This is a genomic window from Muricauda sp. MAR_2010_75, assembly GCF_000745185.1.
Taxonomy (GTDB): Bacteria; Bacteroidota; Bacteroidia; order Flavobacteriales; family Flavobacteriaceae; genus Flagellimonas.
Genome location: NZ_JQNJ01000001.1, coordinates 1,889,419 through 1,915,277, shown reverse-complemented (window position 1 = coordinate 1,915,277; position 25,859 = coordinate 1,889,419). Strand labels below are relative to the sequence as shown.

Here is a 25,859-nt window from a genome sequence, read left to right as displayed (position 1 = left end):
AGCATCCCGGTTTTACAACACTGTAAAATTTGGGATGCTTTTGTATTTTTAGGCAAAATGGTTCCTAATGTTGTTTCAACTAATAAAAAACCTATTTGGTTCCCAAAAAACACTACTACAAGAAACTGACCTTATGAAAAAATTCCTTGTTGTTGGCCTTGGAAACATCGGTTCTGAATATGAAGAAACCCGACATAATGTTGGGTTCAAGGTGTTGGATTTCTTGGCCGAAGAAGAAAGCTTCACCTTTGAAAGCGCCAAATTAGGTTCAATAGCTTCCTTTAAATTTAAAGGGAGAAGCGTGCTATGTCTAAAACCATCCACCTACATGAATTTAAGTGGGAAGGCTGTAAAATATTGGATGGAAAAGGAGAGTATTGCTTTGGATAATGTGCTTATCATCACTGACGATATCAATCTGCCTTTTGGTACCATTCGGTTAAAGACCAAGGGAAGCGATGGTGGTCACAATGGTCTAAAGGATATCCAAAATACTTTGCAGACTACTCAATACCATCGTTTTCGATTTGGTGTGGGGTCCGAATTCAGCAAAGGGAGACAAGTGGACTATGTTTTGGGGCAATGGACCCCGGAAGAGGCCAAAGCACTCCCCGAACGCTTTAAAAAATCCACGGAACTTATCCGTTCTTTTGTCTTTGCCGGGGTAAAAAACACCATGAACCACTTCAACGGTACCTAATCAGAATACCTTGAAGTCGAACACTCCAGAATCGGAGCTGTTTCCTTCCAAATCAGTTGTAATGATTCTCCAATAATATATAGTGTCAGAATTTACGCTGACGGAAAGCTCCATGGTTTCAGAATCAAGAGCTCCCAATGATGTTGTTGGTGGATTTTCATCGGAAAAAAATACTTCAAACGAAGCAATGTCATTGTCCACATCCGCGCCCTGCCATTCCAAAAGAACCTCATTGGCCAAATCTTTTTGAACGGTAGCTCCAGAAATTGGATTCACCAACTGTGCTGGAAAGGGGGCATAGGTGGTTTCGGAGCCTGCATTGTAGAACAACCATGTTTCACTTGTTGCGGTTTGATCGGAATTGGAACTGATGGATGTAACCGACCATGAAAAGGGAGTGCCTTTGGCAATGGACAAGCTGGCCGATGTTGCTGCCGTGGATATTGTCTGGGGAACATTCGTGTCCAAATTAACCACACTCAAGCTATACCTATCCGTGTTGGAAGAAGCCATCCACTGGAAGGTCACCTGGCTTAATGTCTCATTGATACTGACCCCGGTGGTGCATTCCGAATTTTCTTCTGGAAAGACCAGCGCAGCCCCTTCCGGAACCGGTGGTGGGTCGTCATTGCCCCCGCACGAAACCAATAAGGCCAAGATGGACACTATTGCTAAATTCCGAATCATCTTTTTATAAATTTAAACATTTCCTTTACGCCTGCTTTTTCAATACCCAGATAATAGATTCCTTTGGACAAGGAAGACAAATCCAACTCAAGATTATTCCCATTGACCGATTTGGAGTCTGTTCTGACCAAACGCCCATCCGCAGTAAAAATTTGGATGTCCACATTTCCCTTGTACCCATTCAAATACACTTCTGTAACGGAATCTACAGGGTTAGGTGAAAGAACAGGACGGGAGGAGTAAAACACGGTTTTTTCAACTACCCCTTGACAGGGGAGGTTGGAGTACACTCGCAACACATTTTTTCCTTCTGCCAGTTGAAGTTGGAGCTTGGAATTTTCGGTTTGTATCACCAGTCCATTGAGTTCTACGTTGTAGAAGCCGGCCCCACTTAACGTAACATCCAAGATTTCTGCATTTGTAATGGCTTCCACATCCAAAATATCTGGTTCTGTAATGCTGATGTCAAAACACGTTTCTTGGTAGGTGACCAGCCCATTGGTACCTGTAATACACAAGGAATAATCTCCAGCTCCCAGATTTAGGAACGTATGTTCATCCGTGAAGTCCACGGTAGATGGCGTTCCACCACCGTCCAATACTGCTGTATAAGTTATGGAAGTATCAAATGGGGTTATGGTTATGGCGCCATTGTTGCTACTTCTACAGGTTTCACTTTGAATTACTATTGCAAAATTGTCCGAAGGAAATCGGTACACCGGGCAACCATTTGTGTCCACTTCCACTCCTTTTGGCGTGCCCAGACATAGATCATCGCCATCGTCAAAAACCCCATCTTCGTCTTCATCTGGTCTGTAGGTCCCTTCCACGCACACATCCATGGAAAAAGCGACCAAAGCACCACCGTCACTTGCAGCGGTATCTTTGATTTCCAGTATCCATTCTCCCAAAATGGATTCCCCATTAAGTGACGCTAAAGACCCCAATGGGCTGACTGTTCCCGTAATTGCCGGATTTCCGGAGCATGTAATCGGAGCGCCATCATCATCAAAAATGGCGTTGATGTTGTTCAAGCTCCCACAGGTATTGGAAACAAGGGCAACACGGGTCCCGGCCGGTGAGATTAAATTAATGACCAGATCCTCCAAAAATGTATGGTCAACCTCCAAACTCACATTGATATCGGAAATGGGAAGATCTTCAAAAAAATGTATTGAGCTTGTGACTGTTGGTGTTGCTATGGAAGAAATCTCCAAAGGGAGGCCATTTCGAGGTTCTGCGCTTTTACAATCCACCTGAATGGTGGTAAAACTAAATGGCGTACCAAAAGTTCCTGTTCCGCAATCGTTGCTTGGCCGGACTCTCCAAAAATACTCGGTCTGTTCGTCCAATCCGTTTACTTGGTAAAATGTAAAAGGCACTGTGGCCGATGAGACAACATCGGTGAACCCAACATCCGTAGCCACTTCAACATCATAATTTGAATATAAAGGATTGGTCTCCCAGCTCAATTGCGGGTTCAACGTGGTGGCTATTTGCATATTTGCAGGTGACACGAGGACAGCATCAGCAAAAGTCGCATCCTCAATAGTGAGGGAGATCGTAACATTCTTTGTTATTGATGCGGAAGTAGCCGTAACCATAATATCGTACACCCCTGCTGCAACAGCATTGGTATTTGAAATTGTCAAGTCCACTGCAGTATCATCAGCACTGGCTTGCGTTGGAGAAAATGATGCTGACAGACCCGCAGGAACATCAGCGGAAAAAGTTGATGTTTCACTGAACCCGCCAAACGTTTGGTAGGTAAAGGGAATAACTATATCGCTAGGTTGACATACGGTAAAGGAAAGCTCTTGAAAGTTCAAGACCACCTCTGATTGCTCAATGGTAAAGTCAGAGGCATTGATGGCAAAAAATACATTGTCACTGGCCTTTACCATAATCCGAGCCGTATTGGTAACATCTCCCGGGATAAGCACCACTTCAGAACCATCGTTGAGGGTATCATCGGCCAAAGTGATGGGAAAGCTCATCCCACCATCCAACGAAAGAAAAATATCAACGGTTTGCGCATCAATGGGTGTGCTATTGGTATTGGCCACATCCCAAGTAATTTCTTGTGCAGAGCCCGCCTGATAGGTTTCATTGGAGGCTTGCGATGTTACCACAAAAGGACCTGCTTTCTTAAAGACATTTACATCGAGCACATCGGAAACCACTTGTCCACCTCCTGAGGCATTGTCCCGAACCGTACAGGCAAAACTCAAGGTCCGTTCAATATCGGAAACAGTTTCCCAAGCATCGTTTTCCAATGGGTTTACTTGGGTCAAGTTCCCTTGGACTACTTCGCTCAATCTTGGAAAATACCGCGCTGGGTCTGTGCTGGGCGGCAGTGATCTAAAATTGGCTCCACTGGGGTTGGTGGGTCCAAAAGTGCTGGTGGTGACCACTCCATCGTTTATTTGTTCCCAAGTATAAGTCAGCACATCACCCACGTCTGGGTCGGTTGCTATCCCTTCCAATACAAATGCGGTTCCTCTTGGAATATTGTAATCCCCTACCGGTGTTAATACAGGTGGCGAATTGGTCTGGGCGGTGGTTTGGGCACAGGCTACGGATTGTAGGTAATTCGATATTTGAAATATGCTGATAAAATGGAAGTAATCATCCCCATTGGGTGCCACATTGTTACCCGGAACAATTCCAGCATAACCCATTATGGTACTCCCACTTGCAGGTTCTGTTTGTACCCCCGTTCCTTCGGACTCGAATGACCAGGTATGGTTGGCCCCAAATTGATGTCCCAACTCGTGGGCCACATAATCCAGATCAAAAACATCACCTTCCGGTTCAAAAGAGGCAGAGAACCCACTTCCTTTTTGATTGTCGGCACAAACAGCACCTATAAACCCTGCATTACCGTTGTTCTGCTCAGGATCATCCACACGATGAAATAAATGCCCAACATCATAATTGGCTTCACCAATAGTTGACGTAAGTGTAGTTTGCACTTGTGAATTAAGACTACCATTATACGGGTCGGTATTGGGGTCTGTGAAGATGACCAAGTCATTATTCGCAATCAACTCCAACGTAACACCCAAATCCGTTTCAAAAATCTCATTTATCCGTGTTAGGGTTGTATTGATTGCTGCCAGGGCATCCGCTACCGTACCCCCATGATATCCCGTATATTCTCCGGTTGCCGAAACGGCAATCCGGAACTTTCTGAGCAACTGGTCATCCACCAAGGGCACAATGGTTTTGCCCGTGCCTCCACCTGACATTGTTTTATCCTGCAATAGTACTTCGGTCTTGCACAGAAAGCTGTTCTCCAACTCTGAACGCTCTCCCTTGTTGTACAACACATACGAATTGTCATCATTCAACACAGGTTCCAAAAAGGCTATTTTTTGATTTTTCAAATCAACCACCATACTTTCAATGCCTTTATGGGAACTACTGAGTTTTATTTTGTGTTTTCCGTCCAAGCTAACCCCTGTAAAAGACTTTATCTGGGGGTATTTTGCCGACAATTCAGGATGAAGAACAGGAGTTTCCTTAAGTGCAAAGGGAATCACGTTTCCGTCACTGTCTGGCAGGTATATGGTATGTTTTGCATTTTTGGAAGTTGAAAATCCTTGTAGCTTCTCGGTAAATAGGTTTTTGTCCAAAGAAAAAAGGGCTTGTGCCTTTCCCATATCCTTGATGGAGGCACTCTTTAGACTGGATTGTTTGGGGATGGATTTCCAATACGCTTGCTGCCCATAGGTACAAAAGCAGCTAAAAAATATGGTTATTGAAAAAACAAGATGTAATTTAGCTTTCATACATATGTAGGGCGTCAGTCAATTTCAAAAATAAGCCTTTTTTTATTTCTTGATTAGGTGGAAACAATCCAAGACATTTCTCTTTTTAAGCATCTTACAAATCAAACCGTAATTACCATCGGTACTTTTGATGGTGTCCATATGGGCCATCGTAAGATATTGGAACGCCTCATAAATAATGCCAAAAACACCGGATTAAAATCCACGGTACTCACTTTTTTCCCCCATCCCAGGATGGTATTACAGAAAGATACGGACATAAAACTTTTGAATACCATTGAGGAAAAAACCCAGATCATGGAAGGTTTGGGGCTGGATTATTTGGTAATTCACCCATTTACCAAGGCATTTTCACGACTTTCAGCAACTGACTTCGTTCGCGATATTTTGGTCAATAGCCTCAAGGCCAAAAAGATTATTATTGGCTACGATCACAGGTTTGGACGCAACAGAAATGCCAATATCCAAGATCTCATCGCATTTGGAAATGCATTGGATTTTGAAGTGGAAGAAATCCCAGCACAGGAAATCGACGATGTCTCCGTGAGTTCCACCAAAATCAGAAATGCCCTTATGGAAGGCGATGTGGCAACGGCCAACAGCTACTTAAGTTATGCCTATATGCTCACCGGCACCATTAAAAAGGGGAAGGGCTTGGGCAAACAGTTTGGCTTTCCCACAGCAAACCTCCACATTCCAGAAAATTATAAGCTCATTCCAAAAAATGGAGCTTATGTGGTTAAAAGCACGCTTAATGGGAAGAAGTATTTTGGGATGATGAACATTGGGTTCAATCCAACGGTGTCCGGTACCGAAAAAAGCATAGAGGTCAATTTTTTTGAGTTTGATGGCAACCTTTACGACCAAAAAATACAGGTCAAGATCTTACACCGCATTCGCGATGAGCACAAGTTCAACTCTGTTGAAGAATTGCGGGAACAATTGAAAAAAGACAAGAATTTTTCGCTGGACCTAATCTCCAAATAGATGCTGAATCGGTTTCTTTTTAAGAAGATAGACAACGCCCAACTTGTTGTTTTCCGGATTTTCTATGGGCTCTTGGTCAGTGCGGAATGTTATGGAGCCATCGCCACGGGATGGGTCCGCAGAACCCTTGTTGAGCCCCAGTTCACCTTTAGTTTTATAGGTTTTGAGTGGCTCCAGCCCTTACCCGGGAACGGCATGTACATTTATTTTGCCATTATGGGCACCTTGGGAATCTTAATAACCCTCGGCTATAAATACCGGTTCAGCGCACTTGCCTTTGCATTTATGTGGGCAGCGGTGTATCTGATGCAGAAAACCTCATACAACAACCACTACTATCTGTTAATGCTCCTCGCTTTCATCATGGCTTTTTTACCCGCAAACAGGGATGCTTCATTGGATGCCAAACTGAACCCAAATCTACGCTCTCATACCATGCCCAACTGGGTACGATGGACCATTATTCTGCAATTGTTCATTGTGTACACCTATGCCTCCGTGGCCAAATTGTATGGGGATTGGCTGGATTTCAGCATCATTGAAATCTTAATGAACAGCAAGAGCGATTATTTTTTGGTGGGAGAGCTGCTCCAACAGAAATGGGTGCACAAAATCATTGCTTTTTTCGGGATTTTATTTGATTTGCTCATTGTTCCCGCCCTACTTTGGAAACCAACACGAAAGATTGCCTTTGGTTTGGCCATATTCTTTCACCTGTTCAATAGCTACGTGTTTAGGATTGGGATTTTCCCATATCTATCCCTGGCATTTACCGTTTTCTTTTTTGAGCCACAAACGATTCGAAATATCTTTCTGAAAACCAAAAACATTGTGGTAGAAAAAGTCTTGACGATACCAAAGAACAGAAATCTGATCCTAGGGATTTTAGGGATTTATTTTATAATCCAACTGGTGCTTCCGTTGCGCCATTATGCTTTTAAAGATGATGTACTGTGGACCGAGGAAGGCCACAGATTGAGTTGGCGTATGATGCTCAGAAGTCGTTCGGGGACCATCCGCTACCGTGTCATCAACAAGGAAACCGATAAAGTCAATTTTATTGATTTGGACGACTATCTCACCAAAAAGCAACGGAGAAAAGTTGCCTGTTACCCCGATTTTGCATGGCAATTTGCCCAACGGTTAAAAAGGGAATATGCCAAAAAAGGCAAGGACATTCAGGTCTTTGTCACCAACAAGGTAAAAATAAACAGCGGTGAATACTACGATTTTATCGACCCAAAAGTAGACCTGGCCAGCGTCCCCTGGAAACACTTTGCCCACAATGACTGGATTTTGCCCAGTCAATCAGTAGATTCAACAAAAACCGGTGATTAAAAAGGATTGGCTCTTTGACACAATTGCAAGGGCATGCCCCACGGATCACGAAGCATCACAATATGGCTTCCATCTTCCAAGTTCACCTCCAACTCGAAAGTTGCACCATTTTCCACCAAGCGTTTTTTGTCCTGTTCAGCATTTTGGGATACAAAAGCAACGTGGAAACTCAATGAGTTTTCTTTGGAAAAATCAGTGACTGGGGCATCGGTGCGTTGGTAAAACTCGATAACCACACGCCCTGTACTATCTTCCAAAAAGGTCATAAAAGGAGGGGTTTTATCAGCCACACGTGCCTTTAGACCCATATTTGACGTATACCATTCAACAACCGAAACTGCATCAGCCACATTCACTGCAAAGTGCTCAAAAATCATACTAGACTATTTAATTCAACATCGCAAAGGTAATTGTTTCCCATGTAGTGTAAGATGGGTAAATTCCCTAAATTTGCCGCTCAAAATAAGGCCATGCTTCAATTACAGACCATTAGGGAAAATAAGGAGAACATCATCACCGCTTTAAAAAAGCGAAATATCGATGCCTCCCCCATGCTATCAAAAGTCATTGAGTTGGATGAAAAAAGACGTTCCATCCAAACCGAACTGGACAATACCTTGGCCGAATCCAACAAACTTTCAAAAGAAATTGGTATACTTTTCAAATCTGGAAAAGCACAGGAAGCCAATGCTTTAAAGGAAAAAACCTCGGGATTGAAGGAAGCTTCAAAGCAATTGGGTGATGACCTAAATGCCACAACTGCCGCTTTGCAGGAAGAGTTGTACCTCATTCCCAACATTCCGCATGAGTCTGTCCCCTCCGGAAGCACTGAGGAGGACAACGAAGAAGTTTTTCGTGAAGGTGATGTCCCCACATTGACCGAAAAGGCATTGCCCCACTGGGAACTGGCCAAAAAATATGACATCATTGATTTTGAACTTGGGGTTAAAATCACAGGAGCAGGTTTCCCCGTTTACAAAGGAAAAGGCGCCCGTTTGCAGCGTGCGTTGATTGCTTATTTCTTGGACAAAAACACCGAAGCTGGCTACACCGAAATGCAGGTTCCGCTTATGGTGAATGAAGCATCTGGTTACGGAACGGGTCAATTACCAGACAAAGAAGGCCAAATGTACCATGTTCAGGAAGACAATCTGTATTTGATCCCCACTGCCGAAGTACCCGTGACCAACTTGCACCGAGACGATATTTTGGCCGAAAGTGATTTTCCCATCAAATATACCGGTTACACGCCTTGTTTTAGGAGGGAGGCTGGAAGTTACGGAGCCCATGTCCGTGGCCTGAACCGCTTGCACCAATTTGACAAGGTTGAGATTGTGCGCATGGAACACCCCAACAACTCTTACCAAGCTTTGGATGAGATGGTGGAGCACGTGAAAAATATTCTTCGTGAATTGAAATTGCCGTATCGTATTCTTCGGCTTTGTGGTGGTGATTTGGGCTTTACCTCTGCCCTAACTTATGATTTTGAGGTGTTTTCAACGGCCCAAGACCGATGGCTGGAAATCAGTTCTGTTTCCAATTTTGAAACCTTTCAAGCCAACCGATTAAAACTTCGTTTTAAGGATGAAAATGGGAAAAGTCAATTGGCACATACCTTAAACGGAAGCGCTTTGGCCTTGCCACGGGTTGTGGCAGGAATTTTGGAGAACTATCAAACCGATACCGACATCAAAATCCCCGAGGTTTTGGTTCCCTACTGCGGTTTTGATACGATTGACTAGGGATTTCATCGATTTATTTGGATTCACTTAACAGAATCCCCCGCTTTTCTGCGTTATATTTGAAATAAAATGTGCTATTGCGATACTTTTTATTTCTCATATCGTGCCTTTGCCTACTGACCTACTCCCATGCCCAGGAAGACTTTCTGGCCAAGCAGTACTTCAATGATGGGGATTATGAAAAAGCGGTGATCTTCTATGCAAAATTGGTGGAACAAAACCCAAGACGCACCGATTATTCCGAAGGACTGGTAGCCTGCTACCAACAATTGGAACGGTACGAAGATGCAGAGAGTTTCCTGCTGGAGAAAATTGACGACCCCTACGCTTTTCCCACGTTTTTTATTGAATTGGGCTATAATTACACGCTCCAAAACCAAGCGGACCGAGCTAGCGAATACTACGACAAGGCCATTCAAAAGATTGATGAAAACCCCAATTATGGATACAGTGTGGGTTATCGGTTTCAAAAATATGCCCTCCTCGATTATGCCGTGAAAGCCTATTCAAAAGCTATGGCATTGAAGCCTGAATTGAACTACGATTTTCAGTTGGCCCGAATTTATGGGGAACAGGGCGATATTGAAAAAATGTACCAGTCCTACCTGAATCTCATTTGGCAAGGTCGCACCTCTCGTTCCAACGTACTCCGAAATATCGACGATTTTATTTCCGAAGACCCGGCAGATACCAACAACATCTTACTCCGTAAAGTGCTGCTCCAAAATGCACAGAAAAACCCAGACATTCTTTGGAACGAATTGTTGAGTTGGCTCTTTGTTCAACAAAAACAATACAACAGTGCCTTCAGTCAAGAAAAGGCCATTTTTAAGCGGACCGATGAAAACACTATGGACCGCTTGGAGAATTTGGGTGAGATTGCCTTGGAGGACAATGACCTTGAAAATGCCACAGCCATTTTTGAATATATCGTTGACAATGCAAGCGAACCTAGAACCAAACTCAATGCCCAACTCAATCTCATTGATATTGCGTTGCTGAATCCTACAGAAAAGACATTGGATGAAGTGGAAAAAAAGTTTCAGGATTTGGAGGCTGAGTATGGAAACCAAAGTAGAACGCTTCAACTCCAGATTGCCTATGCCAATTTCCTCACGTTTAAAAGAGAGCGTCCAGAACCTGCTATTGCTTTGCTCAAGGAAAGTTTGGAACTCCCCATGAACCGCATGGCAGTGGCATATGTAAAGTTGGCTTTGGGCGATATTCTGGTGTACGACCAAAAATTCAATCAGGCGTTAATTAATTTCACGCAAGTACAAAAAAGCCTCAAAAATGATGTTTTGGGTCAAAATGCACGCTTTAAAGTGGCCCAAACCAGTTTTTACAAAGGTGATTTTGATTGGGCCCTTACCCAATTGAAGGTGCTCCGGGGTTCCACCTCACAGTTAATTGCCAACGATGCCATGCAGTTGAGCCTATTGATTTCGGATAACTCCTTGGAAGATTCCACAAAGACCGCATTAAAAAAATACGCCCGTGCCGACTTGATGGCCTATCAAAATAAAAAAAAGGAGGCCATTGCAGTTTTGGAAGACATTTTACAAAATCATAAAGGTGAGAAAATTGAGGATGAAGCTCTTTTAAAACAGGCAGAACTTTTGGAAGCTCAAAAGGATTATGAAAGCGCCGAATTCAACTATAAAAAAATTGTGGAGTTCTATTCGGATGGGATTTTGGCCGATGATGCCCATTTTGCCTTGGGCGAACTCTACCGAAATATCCTGAACGAGCCCGAAAAAGCCAAAAGTCATTACGAGAAGATCATCTACAACTACCAGGACAGTTATTACTTTCCCCAGGCACGTAAGAATTTTAGAAGGCTCCGCGGTGATGCCATTAATTGATTACAGTGTCATTCCCGTGCAAACGGGAATCTCATCATCAGCATTCACCAAATAGATTTCTCGATTGTTCCGGCTGGGTATCGATATTCATTTTGAAATGACTTGTTTTACCTATCGAATTGTCAAAAAATACATTAATTTTCACCCTTCCAAACCAAAGGCAGATGCTCATTTACAACGTTACCATCAACATCGATGAAAGTGTCCATGATGAATGGCTTACATGGATGCGGGACAAACATATTCCTGATATGTTGAAAACGGGACGGTTCTCCCATGCTAAAATGGTCAAGGTTTTGGTCGAAGAAGAAATGGGAGGCGTCACCTATTCGATTCAGTATACCACGCCAGACCGAAAAACTTTGGAATGTTACTACCAGTTTGATGCTGAACGACTGCGGGAAGAAGCCCAAAACAAATTTCCCAATAAATTCGTGGCGTTCAGGACCGAACTTGAAGTCATCAATCAACAAATACCCTAACAGTTTGGAATATCTTTTTACCTACGGCACCTTACAGGATCTTCAGGTACAGGAGTATATTTTTGGACGCATTTTGGACGGAAAATCCGATTTTCTATTTGGCTTTAAGCGATTTGAAAATGCGGTGTATGGTCGTTACCCTTTGGTACTCCATACCCAAAATGGTGAAGATAAGGTGGAGGGCATGGTGTATGAAGTATCCATGGCAGACCTGAAAAAAGCCGATATCTACGAAACCAGCGCGTACAAACGGGAAAAATTCCATTTGGAATCTGGGGTTGTGGCCTGGGTCTATATCGAAAATTCCCAGTAACTTGCAAAAAAACCCCCTGTGTCCAAAAAGAACAAAAGAAAGCTGGGTAACGGCAAAGCTGGAAAGGCTAAAAACGGACAGGAAGATGGTACTGTAAAAGCCAAGAAACACTTAGGCCAGCACTTTCTAAAAGACGAGGCCATTGCCCAAAAAATAGCCGACACCCTCTCCATGGACGGATATTCCAATGTCTTGGAAATTGGACCGGGCATGGGTGTGCTCACCAAATATCTGCTCATGAGGGGCATAGATTTGGTGGCCATGGACTTGGATGAGGAATCCATTGTGTACCTGAACCACAGTTTTCCCTTGGAACATCCTGAAATATTCAAAAAAACTAATGGCCTCAATGTCATTGAGGCGGATTTCCTAAAATTCGATTTACAGGAACTCTACGGAGATGAGCAATTTGCCATCACCGGAAACTTTCCTTATAACATTTCCAGTCAGATTGTCTTTAAAATGTTGGAAATGCGAAAACAGGTGCCAGAGTTTTCCGGAATGTTCCAAAAAGAGGTGGCCCAACGTATCTGTGAAGGCCCTGGAAGCAAAACGTATGGTATACTCTCCGTATTGGTTCAGGCGTATTATAAGGCTGAATATTTGTTCAGCGTTCCCCCCGGGGTATTCAACCCACCACCAAAGGTGGATTCTGGGGTACTACGGTTGATTCGGAAAAAAGAGCTCAACCTGCCCTGTGACGAACGCCTCTTCTTTAAAGTGGTGAAAACAGCGTTCAACCAACGGCGGAAGACCCTTCGCAATAGTCTTAAAACCTTCAATCTCTCCAATAATCTAAAAGAAGATACTATCTTTGACCAGCGCCCGGAACAGCTCAGTGTGGCAGATTTTGTAACGTTGACCCAAAAGATAGCCGATGACCCCGTTTAAACTTACAGACGAGCTTTTAGAAGACATCCGACAACTGATCGCTGATCAAAAGAACAGTAGTCTACAGTCGATGATGCAAGAATTCCACTATGCGGATATCGCAGAAATTGCGGACGAGCTCAATGTGGAGGAGGCCACCTATCTCATCAAACTTTTGGACAGTGAAAAGACTTCGGACATCCTGGCGGAAATGCACGAGGATATTCGGGAAGCCGTTCTGAAGAACCTCACCGCCAAAGAAATTGCAGATGAGCTGTCCGAATTGGATACCGATGATGCCGCAGACATCATCAACGAACTTCCAAAGGAACTCGTTCAGGAGGTTATATCCGAGATAGAGGATAGAGATCACGCCAAGGACATTGTGGACCTTTTGCGTTATGACGATGATTCGGCTGGGGGGCTCATGGCCAAGGAGTTGGTAAAGGTCAATGAAAATTGGACCGTGACCACCTGCGTCAAGGAGATGCGGGCCCAGGCCGAAAATGTGACCCGGGTCCACTCCATTTATGTGGTGGATGATGAGGGAAAGCTTAAAGGTAGGTTATCCTTAAAGGATTTGCTCACAACCTCTGCTAAAACACATATTAAAGATGTTTATATATCCAAGGTCGATGCCGTAAATGTCAACGAAAAAGGGGAAGAAGTAGCCAAGATCATGTCCAAATACGATTTGGAGGCCATTCCCGTTGTGGACGAAATTGGAAGATTGGTTGGCCGCATCACCATTGATGATATTGTGGACGTAATCCGTGAGGAAGCTGACAGGGATTATCAAATGGCGGCCGGTATCTCTCAAGGCGTGGAAGCCGATGACAGTATTTGGGAACTGACACGTGCCCGATTGCCTTGGCTCATATTGGGGTTAATGGGTGGACTAGGTGCCGCTGCCATAATGGGAGGATTTGAAGAAATGATTTCCAAGCATGCCGTCCTGTTTTTCTTCACCCCATTGATAGCCGCCATGGCCGGTAATGTAGGCGTGCAATCCAGTGCCATTATTGTTCAAGGACTTGCCAACGACGACCTTAAGGGAAGCGTAAGCAATCGTCTTTTAAAAGAAATGCTGTTGGCGCTCTTAAATGGATTTATTCTCGCCATTTTACTCATGTTGTTCACTTGGATTTGGAAAGGGGCTTTTGCCACAGCCCTGGCCATATCACTCTCCCTAGTGGTTGTCATCGTTGTCGCCGGGTTAATCGGCACATTTATCCCTTTGTTCCTTCATAAAAGAAACATTGATCCCGCCATTGCTACCGGTCCTTTTATAACCACCAGCAATGACATTTTTGGAATCTTAATTTATTTTTGGATTGCCAAAATGATTTTGGGGATATAATTCATCACAATAAATCCATTTAGTAAATATGGGACCAAAACAAGTTGTTGAACATTGGGTCAAAATCTTCAACCAAGGTGATGCAGCTGAAATAGCTAAACTTTACCATTCCGATGCTATCAACCATCAAGTGACCAACGATCCTGTTGTTGGCAAAGATGCCATTTACAATATGTTCAAATGTGAATTTGAGACTGCCGACATGGTCTGTATTGTGGAAAACATCTTTGAGGATGGGCAATGGGCCATTTTGGAATGGAAAGATCTTTTGGGCCTAAGAGGCTGCGGTTTCTTTCACATTGTTGATGGAAAAATCAAATTCCAACGGGGCTATTGGGACAAATTATCATTTTTACGCATGCACAATCTACCTATCCCAACAAATTAATTTTATTGTCATGAAATCCATCAATCTAAAACAAAAACATTCTGAATTTACCCAACAATGGCACCCACACCAAATTGCCGTGGTGGATGAGATGCAAGTACTCTTGGCCAAACTTGAAGGGGAATTTGTGTGGCATGCCCATGAGCATGAAGATGAACTCTTCCAAGTGATCAAAGGAACCTTGTATATGCAATTTCGGGATCGTACCGAAGTGGTTAACGAAGGTGAAATTATAGTAGTGCCCAAAGGAGTGGAACACAATCCCATCACCAAAGATGGTGAAGAGGTCCATGTTCTCCTGTTCGAAAAACTTACTACTGCCCATACCGGAGCGGTGCAACATGAAAAAACACAGACCCATTACCCAAAAATCTAGGAGTTGTATATTTGACGCATGAAAGTTCTCCACCTGGACACCAACCATCCCCTTTTGCTAGAGCAATTTGCCCAATTAGGGTTTGAAAACCATGAAGACTACACTTCAACCAAAGAAGCGATTGAAAAAACCATTGATCAATACGATGGGATAATCATCCGTAGCAGGTTTACCATAGACCAACAGTTTTTGGACAAGGCCACCAACTTAAAATTCATTGGCAGGGTAGGTGCTGGATTGGAAAATATAGACACCCAATACGCCAAGGAAAAAGGTATTTTTTTGGCTTCTGCCCCGGAAGGAAACCGAAATGCCGTAGGCGAGCATACCTTGGGCATGTTGTTGTCGCTTCTGAACAAATTAGCCAAGGCCAACCGCGAGGTCAAGAAAGGGAAATGGGACCGTGAAGGTAACCGAGGGGTTGAACTGGATGGGAAAACTGTGGGAATCATTGGCTATGGAAATATGGGCAAGGCCTTTGCCAAAAAACTAAAGGGTTTTGATGTAGAGGTCATCTGTTACGATATTGTAGGTGGCGTTGGCGATGAAAATGCCCGGCAAGTCGGCATCATGGAATTTCAACAAAAATCAGATGTGGTGAGCCTACATGTCCCCCAAACCGAACTCACCATTGGCATGATCACTTCGGAATTCATCAATGGTTTTCATAAACCGTTCTGGTTGTTGAACACCGCCCGGGGAAAATGTGTGGTCACCAAAGATTTGGTCACGGCCTTAAAATCAGGAAAAATATTGGGCGCAGGATTGGATGTGTTGGAATATGAGAAAAAGTCGTTTGAAAACATGTTCATTCAAAAACCCAAAGCATTTAAATATCTCCGAAAGGCCAAAAACGTAATTCTCACTCCCCATGTGGCGGGATGGACCGTGGAAAGCAATGAAAAATTGGCCCAGACCATTGTTAATAAGGTCAAAGCAAGATTTTGCTAATTTTAGTGGGTGAAAAAGACCATTTTTGTTTTTTCTGCCTTGATTGTTGCACTGCTTGTTCTCTTTCAACTGAGCAAATATGCCTATATGTCCGGTGATATTTCTATTGAAATCATCATTGCAATAATCGCCGTGGTTTTTTTCTTTATTGGTATCTATATCAACAAGAAAACGCAGAGAAAAAAGGAAATCCCCAATACTGCCATCAATCCAAAAAAGATAAAGCAGCTCGGAATTAGTGAGCGTGAATATGAAGTATTGGTACAGATTTCCAAAGGACTGTCCAACAAGGAAATTGCCGAGACACTTTTTGTCTCGGAAAGTACTGTTAAAACTCATGTTTCCAACCTTTTGGTAAAACTGGATGCCAAGCGTCGTACGCAGGCCATTCAAAAAGCAAAAGACCTCCAAATTTTGGGTATTTAGCTCAGTTTAAGATCAATACTTCCTTATTTGGTACTTTAGTATGAGCTATTCCTTTGACTCAACTCCTACTTTTGAGTCAATCTTTTAACGCATTTACCATGAAAAAAACTGTTTTCAAATTTGGGCTGTATGGATCCATAACCATTTGTGTACTATTTCTTCTAAGTTGGTTTGTTTTAGACGACCTTCCCTATTTTTCCCAAGAAGTTTTGGGGTATATCTCCATGATTGTATCCTTGGGCTTTGTCTTTTTTGGTATTAAACAGTATAGGGACATAGAAAATGACGGTAAGGTAAGTTTCAAAAAAGCACTTCTAATTGGGATTTTGATCAGTTTAATTACTGCCCTTGCTTTTGGGATTCTTGATGTTTTTTATACTGAAGTGCTCAACCCAGAGTTTACGACCGAGTATTACAACCACAGCGTTGAGACCCTAAAGGCATCTCTCCCTGCTGATGAATTTGAAGCAAAATTGGCAGAAATGGAATCACAAAAGGAACTTTTTTCCAATCCACTATTTTCCTTTGTGGTGATGGCTCTGACCGTCTTTGTAATTGGATTTATCATTTCGCTGCTTTCCGCATTGGTCTTGCAGAGAAAATTAGCTAACAACCATAAACCAAAATCATGAAAAATAGAGTAACCGGAATTGGTGGTTTTTTCTTTAAAACGAAGGACCCGAACAAAATCAAGGAATGGTACAAAACCCATCTAGGATTGAACACGGATCAATATGGGTGCACCTTTTGGTGGAAAGATAAGCAAGGTAATGACTGTTCCACCCAATGGGGTCCGTTTAAGGAAGATACAACATATTTTCAACCTAGTGATAAGCAATTTATGATGAACTTTAGGGTAGAAAACCTTGTGGAACTCCTTGAGGAATTGAAAAAAGAAGGGGTCACCGTGGTTGGTGATATTGAGGAATACGACTACGGAAAATTTGGATGGATCATGGATCCGGAGGGAAACAAATTGGAGCTCTGGGAACCTGTTGATAAAGCATTTCTATAGCTATTAAATTATTTATTACATTTAGATATCGTTTAACCAACACATTAAAAACCATGTCTGAAGAAAAGAAAGACTTAGGAGATCAAGCAGAAGAAGCTGGAAAAGACTTCAAAGAAGAAGCAAAAAAAACCGCTGACGAATTTACAGAAGGACTCAAAGGCGCCGGGGGTGACAACAAGAAAATCCTTGCAGGTATTCTAGCAATTGTACTTGGTGGATTTGGTATACATAAATTCATTTTAGGGTACAATAAAGAGGGCATTATTTTACTGGTAATCACCATTATACTAGGTGCTGTTACTTGTGGTATAGCCGCCTCAGCTACATGGATCATAGGTTTGATAGAAGGAATCATCTATTTGACCAAATCTGATGAGGAGTTTTACAACACCTATCAAGTGGGCAAAAAACCTTGGTTCTAAAAAAAATAGGCCAGAAAATCCCCTTCTGGCTTTTTTATTTGCTCCTATCATCGTAATATTGCAATATTAATTTATATTTGCATTCAAAATAAAAACTATGGGAGCTTCCAAAACATATATGTTTTCACCAACCCACAATGAATTGGCCCATGTTGCCAAGGTTTTGGCTCATCCTGCCCGCGTTGCCATTTTGGAATACATCAGCAAGCAGGATGCCTGTATCTGTAATGATCTGGTGGATGTCATCGGTCTTGCCCAACCTACCATATCGCAACATTTGAATGAAATCAAAAAAATTGGACTCCTAAAAGGAACTTTTGAAGGGAAAAACCTTTGTTATTGTATCAACCAAGAACGGTGGGAAGAATTACAGCATTCCTTCCATACGTTCTTTTCAAATATTAATCGTAATTGCTGTTAACTATGAAAACATCAGAATTTCTATCCGTATTAAAACAACATCAAGACAAAAGCTTGCTTTTTGAGTACGCTCCAGAAAAGTTCGTTGGGGCCAACTATCATATTACCGAAGTAAAAAACATCACCATAGATTCTGTGGATTGCGGTGCTGGGACCGACTTTTGGAAAGAGACCATTGTTCAACTTTGGGAAAGTCCAAAAGAAAAGGGCAAAAGAGATTACATGTCAGTTTACAAAGCATTGGCCATACTCAATAAAGTAGACCACATTAAACCCATGGTGCAAGACGCTGAAATTAAATTTGAGTACAGCAATGAAGACTTTCATACTGCTCAACTTTTTGTTGATGATTATGCGCTGGACAACCAATCCTTAATTGTAAAACTGTCAGTTGAAAAAACAGATTGCAAGGCCAAGGAAACTTGTGGTGTGGACCCCAAAGCTGAAGTTAAGGAAGAAACCTCTACATGCTGTTCTCCAGAATCTGGATGTTGCTAAACCACAACTATGGTAATCCGCAGTATGCAGGCCTCCGATTGGGAGCAAGTGTGCCAAATCTATACTGAAGGTATAGCCACCGGCTTTGCGACATTCGAAACCACCGCACCCACGTATGAGAGCTGGGATAATGCGCATATTTCCTCTTGCCGATTGGTCGCAGAGGAAGAAGGCACCATTTTAGGTTGGGCCGCCCTTTCTCCCGTTTCCAGCAGATGTGTATATGGGGGAGTTGGTGAAGTAAGCGTATACATTGGTGCCAACAGTCGTGGAAAAGGTGTTGGAAAACTGCTTTTGGAAAAGCTCATTGAAGAAAGTGAAAATACCGGATTTTGGACGATACAATCCGGTGTTTTTCCTGAAAATAAAGCCAGTATAAAACTGCATGAAAAAGTAGGTTTTCGCTATATTGGCAAGCGTGAACGCGTGGGTAAAATACATGGTGTTTGGAAGGACAACCTGTTATTTGAAAAGCGCAGTAACAATGTTGGGATAGACTAAACATCAAATCAAAATGAAAAACATATTGGTGCTTTGCACAGGAAACTCGTGCCGAAGCCAAATGGCACATGGGTATTTAGAGCATTTTCAAAGCAAACTGGCCAATATTTATAGTGCCGGTATTGAAACCCATGGGCTCAACCCCTTGGCGGTTTCGGTCATGAAAGAAGATAAGGTTGACATTTCACACCATACCTCCAATCATGTAGATGAATATGCGGACATTGAGTGGGATTATATCATTACGGTATGTGACCATGCCAAGGAGCACTGTCCATTTATCCCGGCCAAAAATGCCAGGCGCCTTCATCAAAATTTTGTCGACCCATCAAAGGTACAGGGTTCAGAGCAGGAAATTCATGAAGCATTTGTAAGTACCCGGGATGAAATAAAAGAATTTTGTCATGATTTTGTTCGGGAAGAACTTATGGATTAATAGAGTTACCGCTTCTAAAAGCCATAATCCATAGGGAGCATATCCCCAATTCTGTAGCTGGACATGTGCCCCCCAAAAACTAGACTTTCAAAGGGTGTGTAATTACCGTATCTGTCCATAATATAGGTGGTGTCCACTTCATTTATTTTGAGGGTTGACCTATAATTACTCCTTTTCTTATGATAGATTACGAATTGATCTCCGTAAAACCGAACCTCACGTAAATCTCCTAATGAGTCTCCATTTTTCTTGATGAAATCAGATATTTCCACACTCTTATACCTCTTTTTCAACCTGAAATTTTGATTTTCAACATCACCGTACCAACATGCCCGAATAAAATGCCTTGGGGAACCTAAATAAGCCCGCTGTCTTCTGCCCTCAATTTTGGAGTCTCCATTAGAAGTATCATAAAAACGGGTAGTTCCATCAAAAAGCGTATGGTATATGTTGTCTATTCGTTTAAGACTTTTTGATTTGAAGAAAATTTTAAACTCCTCAATATTAAAATGAACAAGATATCCCAAGTATTCATTTTGGACAACCACAGGTTTGTCGCTATAGGCTGAAAGGGTATTGTCTTCGGAATTGAAATAAAGGCGAACATCCTCCTCATTCACAATTTCACAGGCACGACCTCCCTGTGTATCTCCCAAGAACTCCAATTTAAAGACTTCCATTTTATCCTTTCTAGTAAAAGGATCCGAAGTAAGTACCACTTCTTCCAAGCTTTCAACTTCTTCCTCCAATGCAATAGTAAGTACAGCTTCCCTAGGCAAGTTTGGTATTTTTTGGGTCACGTAACCTAAATGACTGATGACAAGAGTGGCCTTGTTTTGATAAGGAAGTTGTATCCTAAAACTTCCATCTTCATCAGTCATGGTTCCAACGGAACTGCCATCATAATATACAGACACCCCAAAAATGGGCTCTTCGGTCTTTGCGTCAAAAATAACTCCTTTAACTTCTTGGGATTGAATTTGCAGTATAAAAAAAAGAAATAGCAATACAGATAATCTCATAGCAAGCATTTACTTTCTTAATTCCCATTGGTGGTCACGGTCCCTTCGGCCATTTTACGCTCCAACTCTGCCTGAAACTCCTCCATAACGGGCTTAACGGTGTCTTCGGGCAGGTCTGCAATTCTAATGTACATTAAGCCATCCACAGAATTGTTGAAAAGCGGATCTACATTGAATGCCACTACTTTTGCATTCTGTTTGATGTATTTTTTGATCAAAACAGGCAATCGCAAGCTTCCGGGTTCCACCTCACTGATCAATTTGTCGAACTTATTGAGGTCGGCCTGGGTCTCGTCAAACACAAATTCCTTGTCGGCATCCTTTAGTTGTACCTTGAACTCCTTTTTGGGACGAATGTACTGGGCCACATAGGGATCCCAATAATTGGATTTCATAAACTCGATCATCAAGGATTTGGAAAAATTGGAGAACTGGTTACTGATGCTCACGCCCCCAATTAAATATTTATGCTCTGGATGTCTCAGTGTCGTGTGTACAATGCCCTTCCACAACAAGAACAAAGGCATGGGTTTTTGTTGATATTCCTTTACGATATAAGCCCTGCCCATTTCAATGGATTGTTCCATCATTCCGTAAAGTTCCGGTTCAAAACGGAACAAATCCTGAAGGTAAAACCCATCTATCCCATATTTTTTGAAGATTTCCGAACCCAACCCCATTCTGTAGGCCCCTACAATGGTCTTCGCATCGTCGTCCCATAAAAAAAGGTGGTGGTAATACGAATCAAACTTGTCCAGATCAATAGCATTATTGGTGCCTTCACCCACTTCCCGAAATGTAACCTCCCGTTGCCTTCCAATCTCATTTAAGCAAAAAGGAATGTCTTTCTGTTGCGCCAAATAGACCTCGTAATTTTTGCTCTGCAACACCCTGCAGTCCTTTTCGCGTAATCGTTCTATTTCGCCTTCCAATACTTTTGTACTAACCTGTGTAGCTATTTTTTTGGGAGGTTTTGGAATTTTTAAACTGGTGGGCACCTTGTCAATCAAGCGTTCCTTTTCAAACACATTCGCCAAGAGGTAGGTTTTCTTTCGAAGTAATTCTGTGAAAGATTCCAAAGTCTCCTCTTCATTTTGTGTATTTACCGAAATGGGCTGGCCAATTCTCACTTTAATGGGCCTTCTACTCTGTGATGTCAATTCTGAGGGCAGCTTGGCCGTTCTAAACACATCGTTTATTTTGGAAAGCGTATAAAAAAGTCTGCTGTTGCGGGCATGGAAATAAATGGGCACCACGGGAACCTCAGCCTTACGTATCAACTTAATGGCTGCTTCCTCCCAAGGCCTGTCCACCACCAGTTTGCCATCCCGGTAGGTAGACACTTCACCAGCAGGGAAAATTCCCAGCGGGTGACCTTCCTTCAAGTGTGCCAATGCGCTTTTAAATCCCATAATGCTGCTCTTGGCATCTTTATGGTTTTCAAAAGGATTTACCGGCATGATGTAAGGCCTTAAAGGCTCAATACGGTGCAATAAAAAATTGGCGATGATTTTAAAATCAGGGCGCTCTTTTGACAATAATTTGAGCAACAAAACCCCATCAATTCCTCCAAGTGGGTGGTTGCTGATGGTGATGTATGGCCCAGTTTTTGGCAATCGTTTCAAATCCTCTTCCGGAATCTCAAAGTCTATTTCGTAATGTTCCAGAATGGCATCCAAAAATTCCGGTCCGGGGAGTTCTTTGTTTTTGTTGTAGAATCGATTTATTGTGGTAATCTTGGTGGCCACCATTAAAAGCCATCCCACAAAAGTGCCCAAGAATCCATACTTATCCAGGTGAATCACCTTAGCCACTTCTTTCGCAGAAACCAACCCCATGAGCTATCTTTATTGTTTAGATATACGTAAAGATAGAAAAATACGGTAATTGACCTCTTCTATAAAAAGTAGGGGACTAAACCCTATTTTACAACGAGCTGTACGGTTTCCTTGCCACGCTGCTCCACTAGTACGGATTTGCCATTTTGAAGGGATTTTACCGCATTGTCATCAAAATGCCGGATGGTGTAGAGTGAAACATCTTCATGGCAGACCACCTTGAATTTTCGTTTGAGTACTTCCAACATGGGCTGAAGACCATTAAACTTATTGTCCAAGCACACCGAAAAACTAATGGCTGAGTTCTGGATCATATCCACTTTTAGGCGATGGTCGTGGAACAATTTAAAAATCTCGCTGATGTTGTCCTCCACGATGAATGAAAAATCCAGTGAGGAAAGTTTCAACAGCACTTGGTTCTTCTTTACAATGAAACAAGGAGTTTTGGGAACGATCCCCACTCCTTTACCCACAGTTGTGCCCATATCCTTTGGGTTGAGAAACGATTTTACATGCAGGGGAATTTCTTTTCGCTGTAAAGGTTGGAGTGTCTTAGGGTGAATCACAGACGCTCCATAAAACGCCAATTCTATGGCTTCTCTATAGGAAATTTGCTCCAACAATTGGGTCTCTTTGAAGTTTCGTGGGTCCGCATTCAAAACACCGGGAACATCCTTCCAAATGGTAACCGACTCGGCATTGAGGCAATAAGCCAATATAGCAGCCGTGTAATCAGAACCTTCCCTGCCCAAAGTTGTGGTGAAGTTATTATCGTCACTGCCCAAAAACCCTTGGGTAATGTTCAACTTTGACATATCTACCCTAGCGGATACCTCGGCCTGGGTTCGCTCCCAATTTATTAGGGCATCGCGGTAATTGTTATCGGTTTTGATCAACTGACGGACATCCAACCACGTATTGGACAAACCAATTTCGTTCAGATAAGCACTGATAATTGTGGTGGATAGCAATTCCCCATAACCTACAACCTGATCATAGACAAAGGCATATTTAGGAGATTTATTCCATGTTAAAAAGCCTTTCACTTCTTCAAAAAGCAGCTTTACTTTCTCGTAGATGGGATGCTTGGCATTTTCAAACAAATCGGACAAGATGCCGTCATGGTAATCTATGACCTCCTGAAGGGCCGCTGTAATGGAATTTTTATCCTTGAAATACGATTCCACCACTTTTTCCATGGCATTGGTGGTCTTGCCCATGGCCGAAATCACCACCAAGGTATCCTCATGGCCCACTTCTTGCAACACCCGTACCACATTTCTAACTGCATTGGCATCTTTTACAGATGCGCCACCAAACTTAAATACTCTCATTCAGTATATCTTCTTGTAAAAATTAGTTTAAACTCTCCATATAATTTTTGATGCCTTGTTCGTCCATTTGAACCACATCCCAATCTCTAAGTACCTTAGCTCCTTTTTTCTCGTAGAATTCAATGGCCGGATCATTCCAATCCAAAACTTCCCATTGAATTCTCCTAACACCTAGATCATGACCATACGTTATCACTTTATCCAGCAATGCCGTTCCAAGCCCACTGCCACGCATTCGCTCAGCAACAATAAGATCTTCCAGATGGATTGCAGGACCTTTCCATGTGGAATATCTGGGATATACCAAGGCAATTCCTACGATTTCTTCGCCCACTTCCGCCACAAAACAATGGAATTGCTTTTGTTCTCCAAAACCGTCTCTTTCCAAGTCCTCTTTTGAGATAACCACAGCATCAGGTTCCTTTTCAAAATGGGCCAGTTCTTGCACCAGTGCCAACACCTGGGCCATATCTTCCTTCCTTGCATCTCTGATCACGTATTCCATAATTGTTACAAATAAAACTCAAAGTTATAAATATCTAAAACTTTAGCGGTACGAAATCGTTTTAGATTCACAAAATGCCCGATATTTGTCCGTAAATAAAACAGTATTCCATGTCTGATAAGCAGCGACTCACCATGGGCGAATTTATCATCGCCAACCAAGAATCATTTCAATATACCTCCGGAGAACTCTCCAGACTGCTCAACGGAATCCGCTTAGCCGCCAAAGTAGTAAACCATGAGGTAAACAAAGCGGGTCTTGTTGACATTATTGGTGCGGCTGGTGACACGAATATTCAAGGAGAAGATCAACAAAAATTGGATGTGTTGGCCAATGAGAAATTTATTCAGACTTTAAAGAATCGAGAAATTGTTTGCGGGATAGCCTCAGAAGAAGAAGACGATTTTATCAGCATCAACAGTTTTGACAAACAACACCAGAACAAATACGTGGTGCTCATTGACCCTTTGGATGGCTCATCCAATATTGATGTTAACGTATCGGTTGGAACCATTTTTTCCATTTACAGGAGGGTAACACCGGTAGGCACTCCAGTTACCTTGGAAGATTTTTTGCAACCGGGCAAAAATCAGATTGCCGCGGGTTACATCATTTACGGAACCTCCACTATGTATGTCTATACCACGGGACATGGCGTAAACGGATTTACGTTGAACCCTGCTCTTGGTACGTTTTACCTTTCCCATCCAAACATGCAGTTTCCCGAAACCGGTAAAATTTACTCCGTGAACGAGGGGAATTACATCCATTTTCCTCAAGGGGTGAAGGACTATATCAAATATTGCCAAAAAGAAGAAGGAGATAGACCTTATACTTCCAGATACATTGGCTCTTTGGTTTCCGATTTTCATAGAAATATGATCAAAGGAGGGATTTATATGTACCCCAAAAGCAGTATGGCACAAAATGGAAAACTACGACTATTGTATGAGTGTAACCCCATGGCGTTTTTGGCTGAACAAGCCAACGGAAAAGCTAGCGATGGGTTTCGCCGGATAATGGACATACAGCCCACTGAACTGCATGAACGCGTTCCTTTTTTCTGCGGAAGTAAAAAAATGGTGGAAAAAGCGGAAGAGTTTATGGCAAATGCCCAATCTTAATCTTCTCGTATCACAATTCTGTGGTAATCCTCAAAATCGATTTTCCCCGTGAAAATCGCAATGGACTTATCAATGATCTGTGAAGCCGTTTTAGGGGGAAACCCTAGTCCTATGGCATATTTTTCAACAATCCTTCGCTCCTCATCATCAATCTCGTGGTCCGAAAAAATAATCTGGAAAAATTCGAAAAGCCTCTTATAGCGTTTTTCACCACTATGCGGAGTTTCAATGGGGTATTTGTTCTCCTTTTTCATGACCTCTTTGAATTCATCCTCAGAAATGTTCAGTTTAAAGGCAAACTTTTCCAAAATGGCTCTTTCCTTGGGGTTAATTTCCCCATCAATAGCGGCCAAAGTGGCCAAAGTGGCAAAGTGGGCCAAGTTTTTCCTGTGGTCTCCGTGCTCGTAAAGATCTAGAATCGGCATATCTCAAATTTTGTGGCACAAATATAAATCTTATCGCAAA

The 25,859-nt window shown here is 42.5% G+C and carries 29 protein-coding genes; 21 read left to right on the top strand and 8 right to left on the bottom strand.

The annotated features are described in order from the left end of the window. Positions 1 to 67: 67 nt before the first annotated feature. Positions 68 to 700, top strand: coding sequence for an aminoacyl-tRNA hydrolase (gene pth, locus FG28_RS08540; RefSeq protein ID WP_081894276.1), 633 nt, complete (start codon positions 68 to 70; stop codon positions 698 to 700). Here pth and FG28_RS08535 read toward each other — a convergent pair whose 3' ends face one another. Beyond that, positions 701 to 1,387, bottom strand: a complete 687-nt coding sequence (locus FG28_RS08535; protein ID WP_036381933.1) for a hypothetical protein — start codon at positions 1,385 to 1,387, stop codon at positions 701 to 703. After that, complete coding sequence (locus FG28_RS08530; protein WP_036381931.1) at positions 1,384 to 5,181, bottom strand: reprolysin-like metallopeptidase; 3,798 nt, start codon at positions 5,179 to 5,181, stop codon at positions 1,384 to 1,386. Before FG28_RS08530 ends, FG28_RS08535 begins: the two co-directional genes overlap by 4 nt. Positions 5,182 to 5,238: 57 nt before the next feature. Here FG28_RS08530 and FG28_RS08525 point away from each other — a divergent pair, with 57 nt between their 5' ends. Continuing rightward, on the top strand, positions 5,239 to 6,168 hold the full coding sequence (locus FG28_RS08525) for a bifunctional riboflavin kinase/FAD synthetase (RefSeq protein ID WP_036381929.1): 930 nt from the start codon (positions 5,239 to 5,241) through the stop codon (positions 6,166 to 6,168). Then, entirely contained in the window at positions 6,169 to 7,506 is a 1,338-nt protein-coding gene (locus tag FG28_RS08520) for an HTTM domain-containing protein (RefSeq protein ID WP_036381927.1), read from the top strand. Here the strand turns inward: FG28_RS08520 and FG28_RS08515 are convergent. After that, a complete protein-coding gene (locus FG28_RS08515) occupies positions 7,503 to 7,883 on the bottom strand; it encodes a VOC family protein (protein ID WP_036381925.1) in 381 nt (126 codons plus the stop codon). The genes FG28_RS08520 and FG28_RS08515 overlap by 4 nt on opposite strands. A 93-nt stretch (positions 7,884 to 7,976) precedes the next feature. Between FG28_RS08515 and serS the strand changes: the two genes are divergently transcribed. The 17 genes from serS to FG28_RS08430 all read left to right on the top strand — a co-directional run bounded on the left by serS (position 7,977) and on the right by FG28_RS08430 (position 19,571). After that, on the top strand, positions 7,977 to 9,248 hold the full coding sequence (gene serS / locus FG28_RS08510; protein WP_036386337.1) for a serine--tRNA ligase: 1,272 nt from the start codon (positions 7,977 to 7,979) through the stop codon (positions 9,246 to 9,248). Positions 9,249 to 9,325: 77 nt separating this feature from the next. Beyond that, positions 9,326 to 11,113, top strand: coding sequence for a tetratricopeptide repeat protein (locus FG28_RS08505; protein WP_036381922.1), 1,788 nt, complete (start codon positions 9,326 to 9,328; stop codon positions 11,111 to 11,113). Between the two features lie 164 nt (positions 11,114 to 11,277). After that, positions 11,278 to 11,595 carry a DUF4286 family protein gene (locus FG28_RS08500; protein WP_036386336.1) on the top strand — a complete coding sequence of 106 codons (318 nt, stop codon included), beginning with the start codon at positions 11,278 to 11,280 and terminating at the stop codon, positions 11,593 to 11,595. Positions 11,596 to 11,599: 4 nt separating this feature from the next. Beyond that, positions 11,600 to 11,908, top strand: a complete 309-nt coding sequence (locus FG28_RS08495) for a gamma-glutamylcyclotransferase family protein (RefSeq protein ID WP_036381920.1) — start codon at positions 11,600 to 11,602, stop codon at positions 11,906 to 11,908. A gap of 18 nt (positions 11,909 to 11,926) precedes the next feature. Continuing rightward, positions 11,927 to 12,799 (top strand): 16S rRNA (adenine(1518)-N(6)/adenine(1519)-N(6))-dimethyltransferase RsmA, encoded by an 873-nt coding sequence (gene rsmA, locus FG28_RS08490; RefSeq protein WP_036381917.1) that lies wholly within the window; start codon positions 11,927 to 11,929, stop codon positions 12,797 to 12,799. Next, positions 12,786 to 14,138, top strand: a complete 1,353-nt coding sequence (gene mgtE, locus FG28_RS08485; protein WP_036381913.1) for a magnesium transporter — start codon at positions 12,786 to 12,788, stop codon at positions 14,136 to 14,138. Before rsmA ends, mgtE begins: the two co-directional genes overlap by 14 nt. A gap of 28 nt (positions 14,139 to 14,166) precedes the next feature. Continuing rightward, positions 14,167 to 14,526: a nuclear transport factor 2 family protein gene (locus FG28_RS08480; RefSeq protein WP_036381911.1), complete on the top strand. Its 360-nt coding sequence runs from the start codon at positions 14,167 to 14,169 to the stop codon at positions 14,524 to 14,526. 10 nt (positions 14,527 to 14,536) lie between these two features. Further along, positions 14,537 to 14,902, top strand: coding sequence for a cupin domain-containing protein (locus FG28_RS08475; protein ID WP_036381909.1), 366 nt, complete (start codon positions 14,537 to 14,539; stop codon positions 14,900 to 14,902). An 18-nt stretch (positions 14,903 to 14,920) separates the two neighbouring features. Continuing rightward, positions 14,921 to 15,853: a 2-hydroxyacid dehydrogenase gene (locus FG28_RS08470; protein ID WP_036381905.1), complete on the top strand. Its 933-nt coding sequence runs from the start codon at positions 14,921 to 14,923 to the stop codon at positions 15,851 to 15,853. A 9-nt stretch (positions 15,854 to 15,862) separates the two neighbouring features. Continuing rightward, positions 15,863 to 16,279 carry a response regulator transcription factor gene (locus tag FG28_RS21095; RefSeq protein ID WP_036381903.1) on the top strand — a complete coding sequence of 139 codons (417 nt, stop codon included), beginning with the start codon at positions 15,863 to 15,865 and terminating at the stop codon, positions 16,277 to 16,279. A gap of 98 nt (positions 16,280 to 16,377) precedes the next feature. Then, complete coding sequence (locus FG28_RS08460) at positions 16,378 to 16,911, top strand: DUF4199 domain-containing protein (protein WP_036381898.1); 534 nt, start codon at positions 16,378 to 16,380, stop codon at positions 16,909 to 16,911. Next, positions 16,908 to 17,294 (top strand): VOC family protein, encoded by a 387-nt coding sequence (locus tag FG28_RS08455; RefSeq protein ID WP_036381897.1) that lies wholly within the window; start codon positions 16,908 to 16,910, stop codon positions 17,292 to 17,294. Before FG28_RS08460 ends, FG28_RS08455 begins: the two co-directional genes overlap by 4 nt. Positions 17,295 to 17,347: 53 nt before the next feature. After that, the gene (locus FG28_RS08450; RefSeq protein WP_036381895.1) at positions 17,348 to 17,716 is read left to right on the top strand and encodes a TM2 domain-containing protein; all 369 of its coding nucleotides are present in this window, start codon (positions 17,348 to 17,350) and stop codon (positions 17,714 to 17,716) included. Positions 17,717 to 17,813: 97 nt separating this feature from the next. Beyond that, positions 17,814 to 18,137: a helix-turn-helix transcriptional regulator gene (locus tag FG28_RS08445; RefSeq protein ID WP_036381893.1), complete on the top strand. Its 324-nt coding sequence runs from the start codon at positions 17,814 to 17,816 to the stop codon at positions 18,135 to 18,137. A gap of 2 nt (positions 18,138 to 18,139) precedes the next feature. Continuing rightward, positions 18,140 to 18,634, top strand: a complete 495-nt coding sequence (locus tag FG28_RS08440; protein WP_036381891.1) for a DUF6428 family protein — start codon at positions 18,140 to 18,142, stop codon at positions 18,632 to 18,634. 9 nt (positions 18,635 to 18,643) lie between these two features. Continuing rightward, entirely contained in the window at positions 18,644 to 19,135 is a 492-nt protein-coding gene (locus tag FG28_RS08435) for a GNAT family N-acetyltransferase (protein ID WP_036381888.1), read from the top strand. 13 nt (positions 19,136 to 19,148) lie between these two features. Continuing rightward, on the top strand, positions 19,149 to 19,571 hold the full coding sequence (locus FG28_RS08430; RefSeq protein ID WP_036381885.1) for an arsenate reductase ArsC: 423 nt from the start codon (positions 19,149 to 19,151) through the stop codon (positions 19,569 to 19,571). A gap of 14 nt (positions 19,572 to 19,585) precedes the next feature. On the opposite strand, the gene FG28_RS08425 is transcribed toward FG28_RS08430, so the two are convergent. The 4 genes from FG28_RS08425 to FG28_RS08410 all read right to left on the bottom strand — a co-directional run bounded on the left by FG28_RS08425 (position 19,586) and on the right by FG28_RS08410 (position 24,270). Next, on the bottom strand, positions 19,586 to 20,593 hold the full coding sequence (locus FG28_RS08425) for a carboxypeptidase-like regulatory domain-containing protein (protein ID WP_036381882.1): 1,008 nt from the start codon (positions 20,591 to 20,593) through the stop codon (positions 19,586 to 19,588). Between the two features lie 17 nt (positions 20,594 to 20,610). Further along, positions 20,611 to 22,431: a lysophospholipid acyltransferase family protein gene (locus tag FG28_RS08420; protein ID WP_036381880.1), complete on the bottom strand. Its 1,821-nt coding sequence runs from the start codon at positions 22,429 to 22,431 to the stop codon at positions 20,611 to 20,613. A gap of 83 nt (positions 22,432 to 22,514) precedes the next feature. Further along, complete coding sequence (locus FG28_RS08415) at positions 22,515 to 23,765, bottom strand: aspartate kinase (protein WP_036381878.1); 1,251 nt, start codon at positions 23,763 to 23,765, stop codon at positions 22,515 to 22,517. A 22-nt stretch (positions 23,766 to 23,787) separates the two neighbouring features. Further along, on the bottom strand, positions 23,788 to 24,270 hold the full coding sequence (locus tag FG28_RS08410; protein ID WP_036381875.1) for a GNAT family N-acetyltransferase: 483 nt from the start codon (positions 24,268 to 24,270) through the stop codon (positions 23,788 to 23,790). A 110-nt stretch (positions 24,271 to 24,380) separates the two neighbouring features. Between FG28_RS08410 and fbp the strand changes: the two genes are divergently transcribed. Next, positions 24,381 to 25,394: a class 1 fructose-bisphosphatase gene (fbp, locus tag FG28_RS08405; RefSeq protein WP_036381873.1), complete on the top strand. Its 1,014-nt coding sequence runs from the start codon at positions 24,381 to 24,383 to the stop codon at positions 25,392 to 25,394. Here the strand turns inward: fbp and FG28_RS08400 are convergent. Further along, entirely contained in the window at positions 25,391 to 25,819 is a 429-nt protein-coding gene (locus tag FG28_RS08400) for a TerB family tellurite resistance protein (RefSeq protein WP_036381869.1), read from the bottom strand. The two genes, fbp and FG28_RS08400, sit on opposite strands and share 4 nt — an antisense overlap. Positions 25,820 to 25,859: the final 40 nt, after the last annotated feature.